Annotated in this window: 17 protein-coding genes; 4 read left to right on the top strand and 13 right to left on the bottom strand. The window is 62.5% G+C overall.

From position 1 onward, the window contains the following. Nucleotides 1–33 precede the first annotated feature (33 nt). Nucleotides 34–2,136 (bottom strand): NAD(+) synthase, encoded by a 2,103-nt coding sequence (locus tag B5F89_RS00720; RefSeq protein WP_087429891.1) that lies wholly within the window; start codon nucleotides 2,134–2,136, stop codon nucleotides 34–36. 199 nt (nucleotides 2,137–2,335) lie between these two features. Here B5F89_RS00720 and B5F89_RS00715 point away from each other — a divergent pair, with 199 nt between their 5' ends. Further along, complete coding sequence (locus tag B5F89_RS00715) at nucleotides 2,336–3,382, top strand: hypothetical protein (protein ID WP_087429890.1); 1,047 nt, start codon at nucleotides 2,336–2,338, stop codon at nucleotides 3,380–3,382. A gap of 93 nt (nucleotides 3,383–3,475) precedes the next feature. Then, nucleotides 3,476–4,747 carry a hypothetical protein gene (locus B5F89_RS00710; RefSeq protein WP_087429889.1) on the top strand — a complete coding sequence of 424 codons (1,272 nt, stop codon included), beginning with the start codon at nucleotides 3,476–3,478 and terminating at the stop codon, nucleotides 4,745–4,747. Between the two features lie 382 nt (nucleotides 4,748–5,129). Here the strand turns inward: B5F89_RS00710 and B5F89_RS00705 are convergent, their stop codons facing one another. From B5F89_RS00705 to B5F89_RS00695, 3 genes are all read right to left on the bottom strand, one after another. Next, nucleotides 5,130–6,026, bottom strand: coding sequence for an ROK family protein (locus B5F89_RS00705; protein ID WP_087429888.1), 897 nt, complete (start codon nucleotides 6,024–6,026; stop codon nucleotides 5,130–5,132). Nucleotides 6,027–6,285: 259 nt separating this feature from the next. Continuing rightward, nucleotides 6,286–7,965, bottom strand: coding sequence for an energy-dependent translational throttle protein EttA (ettA, locus tag B5F89_RS00700; RefSeq protein ID WP_087429887.1), 1,680 nt, complete (start codon nucleotides 7,963–7,965; stop codon nucleotides 6,286–6,288). Between the two features lie 190 nt (nucleotides 7,966–8,155). Continuing rightward, entirely contained in the window at nucleotides 8,156–8,530 is a 375-nt protein-coding gene (locus B5F89_RS00695; RefSeq protein WP_087204317.1) for a hypothetical protein, read from the bottom strand. A 351-nt stretch (nucleotides 8,531–8,881) separates the two neighbouring features. Here B5F89_RS00695 and B5F89_RS00690 point away from each other — a divergent pair, with 351 nt between their 5' ends. Beyond that, on the top strand, nucleotides 8,882–9,676 hold the full coding sequence (locus B5F89_RS00690) for a tRNA threonylcarbamoyladenosine dehydratase (RefSeq protein WP_087429886.1): 795 nt from the start codon (nucleotides 8,882–8,884) through the stop codon (nucleotides 9,674–9,676). 5 nt (nucleotides 9,677–9,681) lie between these two features. Beyond that, nucleotides 9,682–10,467 carry a TatD family hydrolase gene (locus B5F89_RS00685; RefSeq protein WP_087429885.1) on the top strand — a complete coding sequence of 262 codons (786 nt, stop codon included), beginning with the start codon at nucleotides 9,682–9,684 and terminating at the stop codon, nucleotides 10,465–10,467. A gap of 194 nt (nucleotides 10,468–10,661) precedes the next feature. Here B5F89_RS00685 and B5F89_RS00680 read toward each other — a convergent pair whose 3' ends face one another. From B5F89_RS00680 to B5F89_RS00640, 9 genes are all read right to left on the bottom strand, one after another. Next, nucleotides 10,662–11,339, bottom strand: coding sequence for an HAD family phosphatase (locus B5F89_RS00680; protein WP_087429884.1), 678 nt, complete (start codon nucleotides 11,337–11,339; stop codon nucleotides 10,662–10,664). A 3-nt stretch (nucleotides 11,340–11,342) separates the two neighbouring features. Next, nucleotides 11,343–12,179, bottom strand: a complete 837-nt coding sequence (locus B5F89_RS00675; RefSeq protein WP_087429883.1) for a Cof-type HAD-IIB family hydrolase — start codon at nucleotides 12,177–12,179, stop codon at nucleotides 11,343–11,345. A 111-nt stretch (nucleotides 12,180–12,290) separates the two neighbouring features. After that, nucleotides 12,291–12,986: an HAD family phosphatase gene (locus B5F89_RS00670; protein WP_087429882.1), complete on the bottom strand. Its 696-nt coding sequence runs from the start codon at nucleotides 12,984–12,986 to the stop codon at nucleotides 12,291–12,293. 53 nt (nucleotides 12,987–13,039) lie between these two features. Further along, nucleotides 13,040–13,777, bottom strand: coding sequence for a GntR family transcriptional regulator (locus tag B5F89_RS00665; protein WP_087429881.1), 738 nt, complete (start codon nucleotides 13,775–13,777; stop codon nucleotides 13,040–13,042). Nucleotides 13,778–13,934: 157 nt separating this feature from the next. Next, nucleotides 13,935–14,792 carry a PTS system mannose/fructose/sorbose family transporter subunit IID gene (locus tag B5F89_RS00660; RefSeq protein WP_087429880.1) on the bottom strand — a complete coding sequence of 286 codons (858 nt, stop codon included), beginning with the start codon at nucleotides 14,790–14,792 and terminating at the stop codon, nucleotides 13,935–13,937. Next, nucleotides 14,776–15,558 carry a PTS sugar transporter subunit IIC gene (locus B5F89_RS00655; protein ID WP_087429879.1) on the bottom strand — a complete coding sequence of 261 codons (783 nt, stop codon included), beginning with the start codon at nucleotides 15,556–15,558 and terminating at the stop codon, nucleotides 14,776–14,778. The genes B5F89_RS00660 and B5F89_RS00655 overlap by 17 nt, the downstream gene beginning before the upstream one ends. A gap of 98 nt (nucleotides 15,559–15,656) precedes the next feature. Then, a complete protein-coding gene (locus B5F89_RS00650; RefSeq protein WP_087429878.1) occupies nucleotides 15,657–16,127 on the bottom strand; it encodes a PTS sugar transporter subunit IIB in 471 nt (156 codons plus the stop codon). Nucleotides 16,128–16,144: 17 nt separating this feature from the next. Then, nucleotides 16,145–16,564, bottom strand: a complete 420-nt coding sequence (locus B5F89_RS00645) for a PTS sugar transporter subunit IIA (protein ID WP_087429877.1) — start codon at nucleotides 16,562–16,564, stop codon at nucleotides 16,145–16,147. 21 nt (nucleotides 16,565–16,585) lie between these two features. Further along, nucleotides 16,586–17,620, bottom strand: coding sequence for an SIS domain-containing protein (locus tag B5F89_RS00640; RefSeq protein ID WP_087429876.1), 1,035 nt, complete (start codon nucleotides 17,618–17,620; stop codon nucleotides 16,586–16,588). Between the last annotated feature and the right edge of the window lie 189 nt (nucleotides 17,621–17,809).

The following is a 17,809-nucleotide window of genomic DNA, read 5'->3' as shown; positions in this document are numbered from 1 at the left end:
TCAACTCCTCAAGATACGTCCCTCTACCTTCGCCTACGCGAGACGATCAATCTCGGCGAGCCACAGCGTGGCCGCCGCGTCGCTCGGCATACGCCAGTCGCCGCGGGGCGAGAGCGTGACCGAGCCCACCTTGGGGCCGTCGGGCAGGCAGCTGCGCTTGAACTGCTGCGCGAAGAAGCGCCGGTAGAAGACGCGAAGCCAGCTAAGGATGGTCTCGCGATCGTAGACGCCCTCGAACGAGCGGAGCGCCATGCGGAAGATCTTGCCCGGCGCAAAGCCAAAGCGCAGCAGGTGGTAGAAGAAATAGTCGTGGAGCTCGTACGGCCCCACAAGGTCCTCGGTCTTCTGAGCGATCTGGCCGTCGCCCGTGGGCGGCAAAAGCTCCGGCGAGACCGGGGTGGCGAGGATGTCCATAAGCGTTGCCTCGATCGTGCCGCCAAAGACACCCGCGGCGTAGTGCACCAGATGACGGACGAGGGTCTTGGGCACGCTCGCGTTCACAGCGTACATGCTCATATGGTCGCCGTTGTAGGTGGCCCACCCGAGCGCGAGCTCGGAGAGGTCGCCCGTACCGATCACAAAACCGCCTTGGCTGTTGGCGAGGTCCATGAGGATCTGGGTGCGCTCGCGCGCCTGGCTGTTCTCGTAGGTGACGTCGGTGACCGCGGGGTCGTGCCCGATGTCGGCAAAATGCTGCTCGACCGCCTTGTGGATCGAGATCTCGCGGAAGTCGACGCCGAGCGCCTCGGCGAGCGTCTGCGCGTTGGACTTGGTGCGCGCGGTGGTGCCAAAACCCGGCATGGAGACCGCCGTGATGCCCGTGCGTGCAAGACCGAGGATATCGAAGGCGCGGACGGTGACGAGAAGCGCCAGCGTAGAGTCGAGACCGCCCGAGAGGCCGATCACGGCACGCTTCGTGCTCGTGTGGGCAAGACGCGTGGCAAGACCGTGGGCCTGAAGGTTCAAGATCTCCTCGCAGCGCTCGGCAAGGTCACCCGCGTCCGCTGGCACAAAGGGCGCGCTCGGGAAGACGCGGTCGATGTCGAGGGCGGAGCGCATGAGCGTCGATGCCGGCTGTTGGGTCATTGCCGCGGCAGGGGCGTCGTCCGACGCACCGCCCGTCGCCTCTCGCACTGCAGCGGATGCCTCGGATGGCCTATCCCCCGCAAAGGAAAACGTAACCTCGTGCGAGCCGGCTCGCGCGAACTCGGGACGCTGCCACGTAGTCGTGCGTCGACGCTCCGCCAACAACCGGTCGAGGTCCACATCGGCAATCGCAGCAGAACAGCTGAACAGCGGCGTACGTGCTAGGAGGCTACCGTTTTCCGCCACAAGGTTCTCGCCCGCAAAGACAAGGTCGGTCGTGGACTCGCCCTCCCCCGCATCCGCATAGGCGTACGCGCAGAAGAGGCGGGCGCTTTGCGTGCGCACAAGGTCGCGACGGTAGACCGCCTTGCCGATGATCTCATCCGATGCGGAGAGGTTGAGGATGATCGTCGCCCCCTGTGCCACGGCCATGTCCGTCGAGGGCGGCTGCGCGACCCACAGGTCCTCACAGATCTCGACGCCCACCACAACGGCGTCCATGCCCAGATCCACGCAGCGGTAGACGATGCGTGCGCCCAAGGGTACGGCGGGCTGCCCGGCAAAGGAAATGAAACCGATCGGGTTCATCGGCGCGGGGGCAAACCAGCGGCGTTCGTAGAACTCGCTGTAATTGGGGATGTGCTGCTTGACGGTGAGGCCGAGCAAACGGCCGGCGCAGCAGACCGCGGCGCAGTTGTAGATCGCCTCGCCGTAGGCGACCGGCAGGCCAACAGTGAAGAGAATGGGCAGGTCGCGCGTCTCTTCCAGCAGACGTACCAGAGCGCGCTCGCAGGACATGAGCAGCGTGCGGTCGAAGAAGAGGTCCGCGCAGGTGTAGCCAGTGAGCGTGAGCTCGGGCAGGGCGAGCGCACCCACCCCCGCCTCGGCCGCGCGGCGGACCTCCGCGAGCACGGCGGCGGCGTTGGCCTCGACATCGCCCACACGGATCTTAGGAGTCGCGGCGGCGATACGGAAGAAACCGTCGGCCGCGCACGCTCCCCCCACGCCCGCGTCGCCGTTCCCGAACCCGGTAAACGTCAGCTCCTCCATCGCATCCCCTCTCAGCCGCACGCCTGCCGGCGCGCCCGTATTGGTTCTGACGATATTGTACCGTCTGGCGGGCGGTATAGCGGGGCGCGCCGGACGCGGGTATCACCTATGTGAATTCGCTCGCGCGCTCACGCCATCCGCCGCCGGGCGCGTTAGGGTTACCACGTGACCATTGCTGCCATGATCGGAGGCTATGAACATGGCATCTTCCTATACTGACCTTGACCGCAAACGTCCGCGCACCGTGCGACGCGGAGATGAAAACAAGACGCGCGCACCCGAATCCATCGGCCACACTCAGCTCATGGCGATTGAGAAACCGGGGCTTTTTGACGGTATCTCAATCGCGCAGATAGCCGCCGGTGCTGCTGCTGCCGCCACCTCTGTTGTACTTGCCTCGCATATTGGTATCGGCGGCTCAGTCATCGGCGCGGCAGTGAGCTCGGTGGTAACCGTCGTATCGTCGCAAATCTACCGTCGCTTTCTCGACGCCGGGGCCGAGAAGATCCGCCGCGGCGGTGCGGCGGTGCGCGAGGCAGCCTCTGCGGCGAGCGAGTATGTCCCCTCGACACGCGTGCGCCAAATGAGCGCAGAGGCGTTCGCCGACCCCACGACGGTAATCGACGGGCGCTCAATACCGGTACGGGGCGCTCGCGTCGCACCGGCAAAGTTGCAGGCGCGCGCCGCCACCGAGCGCAAAAGCACGCAACACAAGGTAGCTCTGTTCTCCATCGCCACCGCCGCCGTTGCAGTTGCGGTCTGTGCCCTCCTCATCATGCTGGGCACAAGCGGAGCGGGCCTTGGCACTAAAACCCAACCGCTCTTTTCTGCCCCCACCGCTGAGAGCCCGGGGACCTCCGCGGCAGATAACACGAACGTTGGCGATTCAGAAACGTCCGGGGGCGACACGCCGAGCTCAGTTCCTAGTACGGATGCCGCCGCAGATGGGGACCAGATCGCGAACACTGGTACAAACACAGGTGCCACCGGTAGTTCTAACGCCTCCTCAACGACCACGGGCACGGATGTCGGCAACAACGCAAGCGAATCCGACACCGTCGCACAGAGCTCGAGCAGTGAGGTGAACACTGACAACGTAACGGACAATGGCGGAAGCGGCAACGGAGGCGGAGACGCCAGCACCGGGGGCGAAACGGACGCGAGCACGGGCTCATCCTTCAACAGTGCTGTTGCAGGCGCGACCGGTTCACCATCAGAAACGTCCTCCGCAACCGCGCGCAATTGATGCGCGAAAGCGCCCGGAGCCCCATCTCCTACGCGATGGCCCCTTCTGGCGCAGGTGTTAAGATGAGTCTCTACGACATAGGAAGGGACGAGCATGGCACCACGCACAGAGACCCCGACGCTTTCGCCGGGAAACCATATCTACCTGTATCGACTTCTTCGCGACGCCCTCGGCGCCGGCAAGCAGACGTTTCTGCCTGCCGTGGAGGAGGCGCTCGCATCTGAGCACCTCGGAGCAGAGGACCTCGGCTTTGCCTCGACGCGCGAACTCCTTGAGGCGCTTGATGACTTCATCTTGCTCAAGATCTTCAAGGGCAACCGTATCTATGCGACCGTGATGGCGCAACCTGCTTGGGACGAAGCCCTCGCCGCGAGCGACACTGACAAGGGCGGCACCAAAGCGGGCGGCAAATCGTGGAAGCGCAAGAAGGCTGACAGAACCCTGCGAGCTGTGAAGCCGCGCCGCGTCAAGCGCCCCGAACCCGAGCCCGAGGCTCAGTCCACCGACGATGCAGCTGCGAGCACGCCCGGGGTGGAGCCCGACATCGCACCCGAGGCAGACGCCATCGCCGCACCTGTGGTAGATGCGTCAGCTGCACCTGAGGTAGACGCGGCGACCGCACCCGAGACTATCGTCACCACTCCGGAGTCAGCCGTTGAAGTTGCCGCTGAGACCGGAGCGCAAGCTGCGCCCGAAGAAGCAGCCGAGCCCGCGCCGGAGCCCAAGCCCGAGACGGATGCGGCAGACGAGCGCGCGTCCGAGCTCGAGCCTGAGCCGGCAGACAAGCCCGCGCCGGAGCCCCAGGAGGAAGCTGAACCTGCGCCGGCACCCGAGCATGTACCCTCCATCTCGTTCACTATCCTGTACGACCCGACGGAGGATAACGCGCCCACAGAGGACATGTCGTCCGAGCCCGAGATGCCTTCGGTCGACAAGGACGAGACCCCGGCAGCCGCCACTGAGCGCGAAGCTCACGCCGCTGCCACCGCACCCGCAGAGACCCCCGTGCCGGCGTCTCCCTCGGCGGCAGTGCCCGAACCAGCAACATCCGCGGCGCCGGCCCCCGCAGCCGATTACCCCCTCGACTTCACGCGCGAGGTCTACTGCCCGGGCGACCTGCTGCTCGCCCTCACGCATCTGCTCCCCTACGGGGCAGACGTCCTCGGCATCCTGAGCGCGTACTTTGACATCGCTCGCCTCGCTGGAACGCTCGAAGGCACGCGCTCGCGCGCGACCTTCCCCGTCGCCTACATCCGCGAGGGCGAGCGCCACGAAGTGCGCGTCACCATCAAGCGCCGTGGCGGCAGAGCAACCTCCGGCGAAGGCGCCACTTGGTCGATTGCCTCGGTCGAGCACGACGACTAACAGCACGGCGCCAAACCGCACCCATGCAACTGGCGCATCCAAACACTGGTAAACCCTGTTTTGCCGAAGTGTTTTCAGCCAAAACCGTGTTTACCAGCTCCTCAGCACCCTGGAGAGCTGGTAAACACGGTTTTGCGGATCGCCTCTACAAAGGAAGCCAAGTTTAGGCGCACTTAGACAGCCTGAAATGCACCTAAACTTGGCTTCTTAAGCCATCAGAACCAAAGAAACCAAGTTCGCACGCGCCTGAGCAGCTCAAAACTCGTGTGAACCTGGTTTCTTCTAATGGGCCGCCAGCAAGTGTCTTGCCAGCTAGTGTCCCACCTTCAGGCAAGCGTCCTGCCAGCAGGCAAGCAACCAGTTTGCCGGGGGGGCGATGCCCTTACGCCTCGAGGGCGCGGCGGGCAAGCTCGAGGCCACCCAGGATGCCCTGGTTGCCCTCGAGAGAGTTGTTCACGATGTAGCTATCGAGGTCGGCCACCTCGGGCGTGACCAGATAGTCGTTCAGGTACTCGGCCACCTTCTTGCGCGCAACCTGGACGATGGGTGTATGGTCGGCAACGCCGCCGCCGATGATGACCTTCTTGGGCGCGTAGCAGAGGATGAAGTCCATGAGCGCCTGGCCGAGGTACCCGCCGAGCAGGTCCATGGCGAACTCGTCATCGGCAAGCTCGCTCGCGCTCTTGCCGCCCCAGCGCTTGGCCACGCCCGGACCGGCGATGAGGCCCTCGAGGCAGTTGGCATGGAAGGGGCAGCCCGACTCGCCCTCGGGCATGGGGTCGCGCGGGTCGCGCGTGAGCAGCACGTGACCCGCCTCGGGGTGCAGCATGCCGTGGATGAGCTTGCCGCCCACCATCACGCCCGCGCCCACGCCGGTGCCGATGGTGAGGTAGAGCACGTCCTCGAGACCGCGCGCGCAGCCGAACGTGACCTCGCCCAAGCAGGCGATGTTGACGTCGGTGTCGTAGCCCATGGGGATATCGAAGCTCGCCTTGAGCGTGCCAAGCAGGTCAAAGTCGCGCCAGGCGAGCTTGGGCGTGGTGAGGATCTGGCCAAAGCGCGGGGACGCCGGATCGACCGCCGTCGGGCCGAACGCGCCCACGCCGAGCGCCGCAACGCCGCGGTCGGCGAACCACTCCGCGCACTTGCGCACCGTCTCCTCGGGCGTCGTGGTGTCAAACCGCCCGCGCTCCACAATCGTGCCGTCCGCGTAACCCGTGGCGAGCACCATCTTGGTGCCGCCCGCCTCGAGCGAGCCCAGAAGAACCTTCTCCGCCATTGTCTCTCCCCTCACCGGAGCACCAAAAGGAAAATCGCTGCCAGAATAGCACAGGGCCCGCCGGCACATACCGACGGACCCGTCACTGACTTCATTTAGTAGCATTTGCTACCTGTGTGCGCACGAGACTCTATGGCGATGCGCCGCAGCGAGCGCTGCGGGACATCGGGCAGCCACGGCCACCGCGACACCCACAACGCCACAACCCCCGGCCACCGCGGTACCCACAACACAGCGGCGCCCCCGCCGCCGCTGCGCTCTAGTCGCGGGTGAGCTTGCGGTGGATGCGGTGCGGCTGGGCGGCGTCCTCACCAAGACGCGCCACGCGGTTCTCCTGATAAGCGGCGAAGTTGCCCTCGAACCAGTACCAGTTGCCCGGGTTCTCGTCGGTACCCTCCCAAGCGAGGATGTGGGTCGCGACGCGATCGAGGAACATGCGGTCGTGGCTGATGACCACGGAGCAGCCCGGGAACTCGAGCAGCGCCGCCTCGAGCGAGGAGAGGGTCTCGACGTCGAGGTCGTTCGTCGGCTCGTCGAGCAGAAGCAGGTTGCCGCCCTGCTTGAGCGTGAGCGCAAGGTTCAGGCGGTTGCGCTCGCCGCCGGAGAGCACGCCCGCGCGCTTCTGCTGGTCGGAGCCCTTGAAGCCAAAGCTCGCCACGTACGCACGGCTCGGGACCTCGGTCTCGCCCACGAGCATCTTGTCGGTACCACCCGAGACAACCTCCCAGAGCGTCTTGTTGGGGTCGATGCCGGCGCGGCCCTGGTCAACGTAGGAAATCTTGACCGTCTCGCCGAGCTCGATGGAACCCGAGGTGGGCTTCTCCTCGCCGATGATCATCTTAAAGAGCGTCGACTTGCCCACGCCGTTGGGGCCGATGACGCCCACGATGCCGGCACGCGGCAGCGTGAAGGACAGGTCGTCGATAAGGACGCGGCCGTCGAACTCCTTGTGCAGGTGCTCGACCTCGAGGACCTTCGCGCCCAGACGCGGACCCACGGGGATACGGATGTCGGTCCAGTCGAGCTTCTGACTCGCGCGGGCCTCGGCCTCCATCTCCTCGTAGCGGGCAAGACGGGCCTTGTTCTTGGCCTGGCGCGCCTTAGGGCTCGAGCGCACCCACTCGATTTCGGCCGCCATGCGCTTGGCGAGCTTGGCGTCGCGCTGGCCCTGGGCGGCGATGCGGGCCGCCTTGGTCTCAAGGTAGGTGGAGTAGTTGCCCTTGTATGGGTAGAGGTGACCGCGGTCGACCTCGCAGATCCACTCGGCAACGTTGTCGAGGAAGTAACGGTCGTGCGTGACGGCGAGCACGGCGCCGGGGTAGTTCTTAAGGAAGTGCTCGAGCCACAGCACCGACTCCGCGTCGAGGTGGTTGGTGGGCTCGTCGAGCAGCAGCAGGTCCGGCGCCTCAAGCAAAAGCTTGCAGAGGGCCACACGACGGCGCTCGCCGCCGGAGAGGACGGAAACCGGCATGTCGGAGTCGGGCAGCTGGAGCGCGTCCATCGCCTGGCCGAGCTTTGAGTCGATATCCCAGCCGTCGGCTGCATCGATCTCATCCTGGAGCTTGCCCATCTCGGCCATGAGGGCGTCAAAGTCCGCGTCGGGCGCGGCCATCTCCTCACCAATCTGATTGAAGCGGTCCACCTTTGCCAGCAGGTCGCCAAAAGCCATGCGCACGTTCTCGATCACGGTCTTGTCGTCATCGAGCGGAGGCTCCTGCTCGAGGATGCCAACGGTGTAGCCGGGCGTGAGGCGCGCCTCGCCGTTGGAAACTTCCTCGATGCCCGCCATGATCTTCAAGAGCGTCGACTTGCCCATGCCGTTGGGACCCACGACGCCGATCTTGGCGCCGGGGTAGAAGCTGAGCGTCACGTCGTCCAGGATGACCTTGTCACCATGGGCCTTACGCGCCTGGTACATCTGGTAGATGAACTCTGCCATTGAAACTCCTTGTCCTACTGCACGGGACCGCACACGCGCACCCGGCCGGTTAGCATCCGCCGGCGGCGCACACGCGCTCCCGTGCTCTTTTGCCCTGCACCATACTCTCAGGTAGCAGCCGCAAACGCGAGTGCGCCCGGCCGTCTCCATCACGAAACCAGAGGCTGATGCGAGCGCTCCTCGCAAAAGACTATCCCTCTCTCGCAATGACCGATACGCGCTGGGGTGAGAGCCCGATCAACGAGGCGATATCTCTCAGCGTCAATCCTTCCGCCTGAAACAGCCTGATGGCCCTTTTGGTCATGTCAGAGGATTCTTTTTGTAGCGCTTCGGCTTTCGCACGCGTCTCCCCCAGTTCCCGCAACATTATCTGGGCATCCTCGTCCAAGACGGGAACCACCTCGACATGCGAGACATCTTTGTTCAACAGGGAGGCAGCATCCAAAACCATCCGCTCGACCTGATCAAGCCTCTTCGCCTGCGTGAACAGACCAGGAATCTCGGGGACAGAAATCGCCCACCAGCCATTTGACCTCGTAACGCGTGCCGTAACATCAATTGCCATCGTTGCCTCCGAACAGATACATAAGAATCGCCCGAGCCGTAATCTCGTTCACCTCGCTATGCCGAGGTATGGTCGTCGTCCGTCCACCAACCGAAACTCTCGCGTGACTGGAGCCCTCGCTCCAAATCACTGGCAAACCCCGTTTGCGAGCAAGGTCTCGAATGTGCTCCCGTAGCATGCGGTACTTCATATCCACCCCTATTGATAGCATAAGTCAATGGCCATTTACAAAAGTGATACCTCCCATCAGAACTAAATCCGCCAGCTGAACGTGTGTTCGTATGTTCTCATGTCGTGCGCACAAAACCCGGTGCGTTACAATGCCAGAAACTGCAACCGAAAGGGCCGGTCATGAATCTTGAGCAGGGTGAGACGCCGCTATCGACGGATGCCCATGAGACACCCACCTCGCGCCTCGAGCTTGTATGGGGTGCTCCCGGGCTCGCGGGTCTCGCTGCCTCGACCGTCATGGTCCTCGGCTGCGGAGGCGTGGGCTCCAACTGCATCGAGGCGCTCGCGCGCGGCGGCGTAGGCACACTCGTCGTGGTCGACGGCGACGCGGTTGCACCCTCCAACATCAACCGGCAGGCCATCGCCTACACCACAACCGTCGGCCGTCGCAAGGTCGAGGTGACCGCTGAGCTCGTGCACGCCATCAACCCCGTCGCGCGGGTAGTCGCGCTCGACCGGTTTGTGCGCGCAGAGGACGTCGAGGGTCTCTTTGCCGAGGTACTCGCCGGCGTCGGGCGTATCGACTACGTGGTAGACGCGATCGACACCGTCTCAACTAAGCTCGCCATCGCCGAGTGGGCGGAGCGGACGGCAACGCCGCTTATCGCCAGCATGGGCGGGGCAAACAAGCTCGACCCCGAGAAGCTGCGCATCTGCGACATCGCGCAGACCTCGCACGACCCGCTCGCGCGCATCGTGCGGAAAGAGTGCCGTCGTCGCGGCATCCGGCATCTCACGGTGCTCTCGTCCTTTGAGGAGCCGCGCGCGCTGCCGGTAACAGGCACGGGCGCAGACGCCGTCGACGCGCCGAGCGAGGGCCAGCGCCCCACCCTCGGCACCGCCTCGTACCTGCCTCCCATCATGGGGCAGATGATCGCGGGGCACGTTATCCGCAACCTCGTCCAAGGTGCGTGAGGGCCATGGCCTGGCGCTTTGTGGACATGCACTGCCACCTCGACCGCATGAGTAACGCGGATGAGGTCGCGCGCGACGCGGCGGCGCGCGGCATCGCCATTTTCGACACGCCGGTTACCCCGGCTGACACGCTCGCGGCCCAAGAGCGCCTCCGCGCGCACACCAACGTGCGCGTGGGCGTGGGCCTGCACCCCTGGTGGCTCGCCGACGGCAGGTGCGGCACCGCCGACGCCGACCTCACGGCAGAGCTTGCGGGCGAGCTCGCCTATATAGGTGAGGTGGGACTCGACTTTGGGCGCCGCGGGGGCAACACGCAGGAGCTGCAGATCGCCGCGTTCGAGAGCATCTGTCGCGCCATCGCAAAGCACCCGCTCCCCCACCGCGTCATCTCCATCCACGCCATTCACGCCGCAACGACAGCGCTCGACATCCTCGAGCGCACGGGCGTTGCGGGAGCGGATGCGCACCCCGGCACATCGGTAATCTTCCATTGGTTCAGCGGCAGCTCCGAGGAGTTCGCCCGGGCGCGGCGCCTCGGCTGCTACTTCTCGATAAGCGAGCACATGCTCAAAAGTAAGCGCGGACGCGAGTACGCCCGGCAGCTGCCGGAAGGCAGGCTCCTCCTTGAGACGGACGCCCCGCCGGGACTCGACGCCCCCTACAGCGCAGAGGCCCTCGAGGCGTCTCTCACGGGAGCGCTTGCAACCATCGCGGAAATCCGGCGCGTGCCGCAAGACGCACTCGGCCACACCATTGCGACGACAAGTGCAGCTCTTTTACATCTTGGGTAGCACCTGACCACAAACGAGCAAGCACGTGGTCGCAGGCTCACGCCTAAAATGGGCATCAAATTCTCCAGGCGTCACATAGATCGTTTCAAATCCAGCCGTTTCCGCAGCTGTCGCGAAGCCATGCCACCGGTGTACCCGCCAACACGACAACTTGATGCCCATTTCCGCATCGAATGTCTTCAATCTGGCAAAACCTACCCAAACAGGCGCGGCGCCGCGTCCAGAATGTCGTCCACGCGGTCGATGATGGCGTCCGCCGCGTCCTGCGAGAAGCCAAAGCGCTCCTCGCGCTTGGCAAACACGGTAAGGCCCGCGCGCTTGCCGGCCGCAATGCCCGGGACCGAGTCCTCGATACAGCAGCACGCCCCAGCGGGAAGGCCGAGCTTGGCGAGCGTATGGAGGTAGATGTCGGGGTCGGGCTTGCTCTCGGTGAAGTCCACGCCCGAGACAATCACCTCGAACGCGTCCGAGAGCCCGCACGCCGCCAGCACCGCGTGGATGTTGTCGAGAGGCGACGACGAGGCGAGCGCCACACGCACCCCGCGCTCCTTGAGGCCGGCGATGCCCTCGTGCACGCCCGGGTTCAGCAGCGCCGCGTAGTCGCATTCCTGCGTCTGGGCCCATGCGTCATAGGTGCGGGACGCCTCGTCAACGGTCATACGACCTCGACCTGCGCGCTCGTACCAGTCGACGAGCATGCGCAAAAACGCCTGCGTGGACTGGCCGACCTGCGCGTCAAGCTCCCCATCGGTCACATCGATACCTAGGCGGTCTGCAAAAATGCGCAGCTCGTCCCAGTAATAGCGCTCCGTATCAACAATCACGCCGTCCATGTCGAAGATGACGGCGGCAAACGGAAAGTCGTCTCTCATGCCCTACCCCAGAATCTTCTCGAGGGCGAGTGCGATGCCGTCCTCGTTGTTGGAAGCGGTGACCATGTCGGCAACCGCCTTGGTCTCGTCGATGGCGTTTGCCATGGCAACACCCGTGCCCGCCCATGCGATCATGGCCGCGTCGTTCTGACCGTCGCCAAACGCCGCGACCTCAGCGGCGTCGATGCCGAGCTTGGGAAGCGCGCCGGCGAGCGCATGCGCCTTGTTGATGCCGGGCGCCATGAACTCAAAGTAAAAGTCCGCCGTGAACATGCCCGAGAGCCGGTCGCGAAACGGTGCGTACATCTCCTCCCAATGGGTGGCGAGGTAGGTATCCGTGCCGGCGGTCAGGATCTTGTCCTGCGGATGGTCGAGCACCTCGGCAAGATCGCGCACCTCGCAGATCTTGAGGTCGCACGCGTCGCGCTCGTACTTGACGATGTTGATGGGCCGGCCCTTGTGGAGAATCTCGCAGCGGTAGGCGTCCTCAACATAGAGATGCTCGCCTTCCGTCACCCACGGGATGACGTCAAAGCTGCGCAGGTGGTCAAGAAGCGCACGCATGTCCTCCACCGCCATGGGCTGATCAAAGAGGACCTCATCGGTCTCGGCATCTACCACGTGCGCACCGTTGAAGGCGACAAGAAGGCCGTGGTAGCGGTCGAGCTCGAGCTCGCGCGCGAGGGCGCGCAGGCCCTGCACCGGGCGCCCCGAGGCGAGGATGACGCGGATGCCCGCGCGCTGGGCGGCAAACAGCGCCTCCTTGGTGCGCGGGGTCACGACCTTCTCGTCGTTGGTAAGCGTTCCGTCAATGTCGAGCGCGATCGCCTTGATAGCCACGGCTGTCCTTCCTGTTGGATTCCAAACAGGCGCCATAGTACCACGCGGTCGTTACGCAGAGGTAAGCATCGCGCCAGCAACCAACGAAACTGCGGAGACGGGTCACGAGACCTAGCGGATGCGATGGCGTCCAAGCGCTGCGAGCGCATCGGGGCGCAGAACGTCGTCAACTCGATCGACCACAAGATCGGCAGCGTCTTGGGAAAAGCCGAAGCGCTCCTCTCGACGCGCGATAACGGTGAGTCCTGCGCGCTTTCCCGCTGTGATGCCCGGCACGGAGTCCTCGATACAGCAGCACGAGTCGGCGGGTAGGCCCAAAAGCTTGAGCGTATGCAGATAGATAGCGGGATTCGGCTTGCTCTCCCTGAGCTCGGCGCCAGAGACGATGATCTCGAAGAAGCGAGAGATGCCGCAAGCGGAGAGGACCTCTTTGATGTTGGAGCGGGGCGAAGAGGACGCGAGGGCAAGTCGAACGCCGCGACTCTTCAGACCCGCAACTGCCTCGGGAACACCGGGGAACATCAGATCGTGATAGTCGCACGGTATGGCGCTTCGCCATGCACGATAACGGCGCTTCGCCTCGGGGACGGAGTACTCGCCCTCCCCCGCCGCGCGATACCAGTCGACCAACGTCCTGTCGAACACCTGCTGGGCCGTTCCGATGAGGCCAAGAAGCTCCTCCGAGGAGACATCGATACCCAGCCACGTGACGAATTGCCTAAGTACGCTTTGGTAAAACGCCTCGGAGTCAACAATGACGCCATCCATATCGAAGATGACGGCCTTAAACGGGAATTCGGTATCCATAACACTGACTGTCCTTCCGCGCCCTGGACCCGGGCGCATCGGGGAAGTCGGCATCACATCGTGAAGGTATAGCGCGATCCGATAATGAACTGCTTGCCCACGTAGAGAGGCTTTCCAAACTGGTCGTGATAGTGCCCGAGAAGGTAAAAAAGCGGCTCTCCGATGGGGACGTTCAAAAGCTTTGCCAAGCGCTCGTCAGCGAGCATGATGTTGAGCGACTGCGCACTGCCTCGGACCGCATGCCTGCCTGTCTTCTCGGCGATGATATCGAACAGCGATGAGTCGTCCAGGGGCGCGCTCTCCAAAAACTCCAAGCCAAGCGCAGCAAACAAATTGGATTCGACCATGAGCGGCTGCCCGTCGGCGGTGCGGACGCGATCGATGGAAATAACCTGTTCCACGTCCGGACCGAAGAACGGTCGCTCTTCTTCTGGAACTGGCTCGACGGCGCGCGAGAGCAGCACAGCGCCAGGAACAACCCCGTTGGCGCGACATGACTCAGAAAAACCCATGACCTTTGAGCTGCGATCATCCCGAATCTTTCGCAAGGGCTCACTCTGGCAGACGAACGTGCCCTTGCCCTGTCGCTTGGACAACAGCCCGTCCTCAACAAGAAGTTCGATTGCCTTCCGTACGGTAATTCTGCTCACGGAATACAGCTGGCTCAACTCGGGCTCGGGGGGAATCTTTTGTCCAACCCGATAGATGCCGTTTTCAATCGTTGTCTTCAGATCGTTCGCAACCTGTTGGTACAGAGGTGTCGAAGAATCCTCAAGCAGCTTGGCACCCATAGCGCAACGTTCCCTTCAGCGGTATGCCAACTAACACGTTATATACATTATAGGATGACTTCATAAGAATGCAGCAGCAAGGTTCGTTCACGGAAGATTGAACCTTGCCGCCGCGTCACCCTACGCAATCACGGTAAGGGGCAAACCGGTATTGGTGCTAGGCGAGGACGCCCGTGAAGGCACCGAGCACGCCAACCACCATAGTGATGATGATGAGAACCATCGGGCTGACCTTGTGGCTCAGCGCCCAGTAGTACAGACCGAGAGCGATAAGAGCAAGCATGCCGGGGAGGATGCCGTCAAGGACGCTCTGGATGGTCTGGACACTCTCGCCCTGACCGAACTCGATCGGAATGGAAACCGAGGTCATCGTGACGGTCATAGCGCCGATAACCATGACGCCGATGATTCCCGCCGCATAGATGACCTTGTCCATGAGCCCGCTCTCCTGGGCCTTCGTCAGGAAGGAGACACCAAGCTCATAGCCCTTGTGCGCACCGATGATACGCGTGAGGAACGTCGGGATGTTGTAAATGAGCAGAAACGCAATCGGGCCAAAGGGGTTGCCGTTGACTGCGAGGCTGATACCCACCGCAGCGGCAATCACGCGCAGCGTTCCCAAAAAGAGAGAATCGCCGATGCCGGACAGCGGGCCCATGAGCGCCGCCTTCACCTGGTTGATGGCCTCGGGTGCCATCTCACCTTTCGCAACGCGCTCCTCCATCGAAGCGACCACGCCGCCCACGAACGGCGCGAAGTACATGGTGATGTTGAAGAACTCGAGATGGCGCTGCAGAGCCTCGGAATAGCCCTTGGGGTCGTTCTTGTAGATCTTCTTCAGCAGCGGGTTGAGCATGAGGCAGAAGGGGACGCTCATCTGCTTCGGGTAGTTCCAGGAGTACTCCATGCCCAGGGCACCCGGGTTCACCGCCATGCGGGTGAGATCTTGTTTGGTAATATCGCCCTGGTAGGCATCCTGCGTTGCCTGGTCGTTCATCTTAGAAGTCATCGTCATCGCCTCCATCTACACCCGCGGCTGCTGCAGCGACCATCGGGCGCTCCTCGAGGAAGTCGAGCTTCTCGATAGCGATGACGACGGCGAAGATGGCAACGGCGAGAACGGAAAGGTTAAGGTAAGCAGCCAGCGCAAAGCCCGCAACGAAGAACGGGATTAGCTTCTTGTTGACGATCATGCGCATGAGCATCGCGAAGCCCATGGCGGGAAGGATGCCAGCAGCGATACCCAGGCCGTCGAACACGAACGACGGTACAGAGTTGAGCGCAGCAGTAACGGCCTCAGAACCGAGATAAAACGCGAAGAACGTCAGCGAGAAGGTCCAGATGGTCTTACCAAAGAGGCCGAGCAGCACATAGGTGAGCTTGATCTTGCCGTCGTTCCCCTCTTCTGCACCACGATCGGCCAAAGGAAGGATGAGCGGAAGAATCGCATAGAACACGTTCTTGATACCGAGTGCTGCAAGACCGATAGGCATCGCGAGGGCGTAAGCCGCCTCAAGGCCAGATCCGGTGGAAATGGCAAACGCGGTCGCAAGAACGCCGCCGGTGATGACATCGGGCGGAATGTAGGCGCCGACAGAGATTGCGCCCATGAACAGAAGCTCGAGGTTCGCTCCGATGACAAGACCCGTCTCAAGGTCGCCCAGCACGAGGCCCACGAGCGGACCAAGCACGATGGGGCGCTGAAGGTAGCTGGTTCCAAGCGCGGTGTCGAGCGTGCCAAAGGCCGCGACAAGACCGACCAGCAAAGCCTGCATCAGCATGGCTTTCTCCTTTCAATAGAATTGGTTTACTTGAAGAGACAGAATGAAAAGAGATGCGGCCGAGCGCGGGGAGATCATGACACCCGGCCGCCGCAGGGTTAGAGAAGCGGGATGACGTTTGTCTTAGTGTCAGCCGCCATGGGGCGGATCTCACACTCAACGCCGCGGGCATCGAGCTCGCGTAGCATCTCAATCTCGTCAGGCTCCAAGAAAATCTGGCGACTCACCTGCTTGGTAGTAGCGCTCTCCTTGGTGTTGCCCAGGTTGATACTCGTGATGACGGGGCAACCATCTGCCAGACGCTTTGCATCGGCAATGGTCTGAACAACCACGATAAGCTTGTACTTATCGGTCACGCCGCTATTGATCGCCGTAATGGAATCAGCGATGTTCTTCATGACGAGCTTGCAGCCCGCCGGCTTGCCGAGCTTGAGCGTGGTCTTCCACACCGGATCGTTTACCACCGTGTCGCTCGCGACAAGAATGCAATCCGCACCGATGCCGTTGACCCACGATACGGCAACCTGGCCATGAAGCAGGCGATGGTCGACGCGTACGAGTTTGATCATGAGGACCCTCCTCTCGTTTAGAATTCCTCATCCTCATCTGCAGCGGCGCGGAGTTCGTCGTTGCAATAGCGGGGCTTGATGTCGTCCGATGCGAGCACCGAGCGAATGAGCGCCGCGGTGTCGGGCTCGGGCGAGAGAAACAAGGCGATGAGCATCGGCAGGTTCATTCCGGCAACGAGATGGACCCGCGGATGGCTGGGCAACGCATTGAGGAATTCGTTATTCACGCTGCCGCCAAAGATATCCGTGCACACCACGATGTCGACGTCTTCCGGCTTCTGGTCCAAGGCATCCTGGACAAGAGCATGGATATCACTCGCCCCATCGACAAAAGCGCATATCGTACTGATACCCTCTTGCGCGCCGAAGACTAACTCGAGGCTTTCGCGAATGCCTGCGGCGAAGCGTCCGTGGGTAGCCAGGATGAAATGCCGCATGCAAGGCACCTCCCCCATCTGTTAGTACGAGAACTGACGATAGTAGCGACGATACGCGAGGTTGTGCTTGGTCTCGGTCTCGTAGTGCTTGGACAGACGCTCGTGAAGGGTCGCGGCAGCGATGATCGGAGAGACCAGAGGACGGAACTCCGGATCGAGTCCGTCGATGGCAAACTCAGCGGTATCGATAACGGCGAACTTATCCGTGTACTGACGGCAGAAGGCCTCAACACGGTTGTCGAGCTCGCGGCACTCGTCCTCGCCCTTGGTGAGAATCACCGGCACGCCGGGCTCGACGAGCTCGAGGGTGCCGTGGAAGAACTCGGCAGAGGTGACGGCGCGGGTGCGGATCCACTGCATCTCCTCGAGGACGCACATGGAGAACAGCACGTTCTCACCCCAGAGGGCGCCCGAAGCGATAAAGATGGTGTAGGGCTCGTGCGCAAACTGACGCGCGATCTCCTCGGCACGGGGCTCGAACTTGATGCGGATGTCCACGAGGTCGTGGAAGATGTTCTTCGTCTGGGCGATGAAGTCGTCATAGCGATCAAAGTCACCACGCAGGTTGAGGAGGCGCAGCGCAAAGGCATCGAACAGCAGATAGGTAAAGTCGCAGCGGCCCGTAGCAACGGGGGCGGCGATGACCTTGGTGGCAAGCTTGCCAAGCGGGGTGTCATTGCGCGTGAAGGCGACGACGCGAATGCCCTGGTTGACGATCGCGTCGACGGCGCGGACGATCTCCTTGGTATCGCCGGAGGCGGAGGCAGTCACCACAAGGGATTTTTTCTTGAGGCGGTTGTTACCAAGGACGTTGAACTCGGCGGCGTTGATGAGGTGAACCTCAACCTCGGAGTACTTGTTCATGAAGTAGCGCACCATGTCGAGCTCGTCATAGGTGCCGCCGATGCCAAGCAGGAAGATGTTCTCATACCCCTGCTCGTGAATCTCATCGGCAACTGCCTTGGCCTCGGCGCATGCCGCGACCGTAGCATCACCGTCCCTGAGATACTCATCGATGTCGAATTTGGACAACTGGATGGTCTCGAGTTCTGCCATAGTGTTCCTCCTTTGGAACAGTCGTTATATGACGATATGAACTATAGCAGCCCGAAATTTAAAACGTCTTATAACATCTTAGATACCGGTGAACGGTCGATATTTGTCTGCAGACGTTATATGTTGTCCTATTTTTGGTGTACCAGTGCCCGTATGACTCCCCTGCAAACGGATAGGGCGGCGGCACCG

It is taken from the genome of Collinsella sp. An307 (genome assembly GCF_002161805.1).
In the GTDB taxonomy this organism is placed as follows: Bacteria; Actinomycetota; Coriobacteriia; order Coriobacteriales; family Coriobacteriaceae; genus Coprousia.
The sequence above is the reverse complement of the archived record's forward strand: the minus strand, read 5'-3'. Positions and strand labels throughout refer to the sequence as shown.

Bases quoted from the DNA above. Each gene is read 5' to 3' on its own strand.
- B5F89_RS00720 (WP_087429891.1), bottom strand. From the start codon at position 2,136: ATGGAGGAGCTGACGTTTACCGGGTTCGGGAACGGCGACGCGGGCGTG.
- B5F89_RS00715 (WP_087429890.1), top strand. From the start codon at position 2,336: ATGGCATCTTCCTATACTGACCTTGACCGCAAACGTCCGCGCACCGTG.
- B5F89_RS00710 (WP_087429889.1), top strand. From the start codon at position 3,476: ATGGCACCACGCACAGAGACCCCGACGCTTTCGCCGGGAAACCATATC.
- B5F89_RS00705 (WP_087429888.1), bottom strand. From the start codon at position 6,026: ATGGCGGAGAAGGTTCTTCTGGGCTCGCTCGAGGCGGGCGGCACCAAG.
- ettA (WP_087429887.1), bottom strand. From the start codon at position 7,965: ATGGCAGAGTTCATCTACCAGATGTACCAGGCGCGTAAGGCCCATGGT.
- B5F89_RS00695 (WP_087204317.1), bottom strand. From the start codon at position 8,530: ATGGCAATTGATGTTACGGCACGCGTTACGAGGTCAAATGGCTGGTGG.
- B5F89_RS00690 (WP_087429886.1), top strand. From the start codon at position 8,882: ATGAATCTTGAGCAGGGTGAGACGCCGCTATCGACGGATGCCCATGAG.
- B5F89_RS00685 (WP_087429885.1), top strand. From the start codon at position 9,682: ATGGCCTGGCGCTTTGTGGACATGCACTGCCACCTCGACCGCATGAGT.
- B5F89_RS00680 (WP_087429884.1), bottom strand. From the start codon at position 11,339: ATGAGAGACGACTTTCCGTTTGCCGCCGTCATCTTCGACATGGACGGC.
- B5F89_RS00670 (WP_087429882.1), bottom strand. From the start codon at position 12,986: ATGGATACCGAATTCCCGTTTAAGGCCGTCATCTTCGATATGGATGGC.
- B5F89_RS00665 (WP_087429881.1), bottom strand. From the start codon at position 13,777: ATGGGTGCCAAGCTGCTTGAGGATTCTTCGACACCTCTGTACCAACAG.
- B5F89_RS00660 (WP_087429880.1), bottom strand. From the start codon at position 14,792: ATGACGATGACTTCTAAGATGAACGACCAGGCAACGCAGGATGCCTAC.
- B5F89_RS00655 (WP_087429879.1), bottom strand. From the start codon at position 15,558: ATGCTGATGCAGGCTTTGCTGGTCGGTCTTGTCGCGGCCTTTGGCACG.
- B5F89_RS00650 (WP_087429878.1), bottom strand. From the start codon at position 16,127: ATGATCAAACTCGTACGCGTCGACCATCGCCTGCTTCATGGCCAGGTT.
- B5F89_RS00645 (WP_087429877.1), bottom strand. From the start codon at position 16,564: ATGCGGCATTTCATCCTGGCTACCCACGGACGCTTCGCCGCAGGCATT.
- B5F89_RS00640 (WP_087429876.1), bottom strand. From the start codon at position 17,620: ATGGCAGAACTCGAGACCATCCAGTTGTCCAAATTCGACATCGATGAG.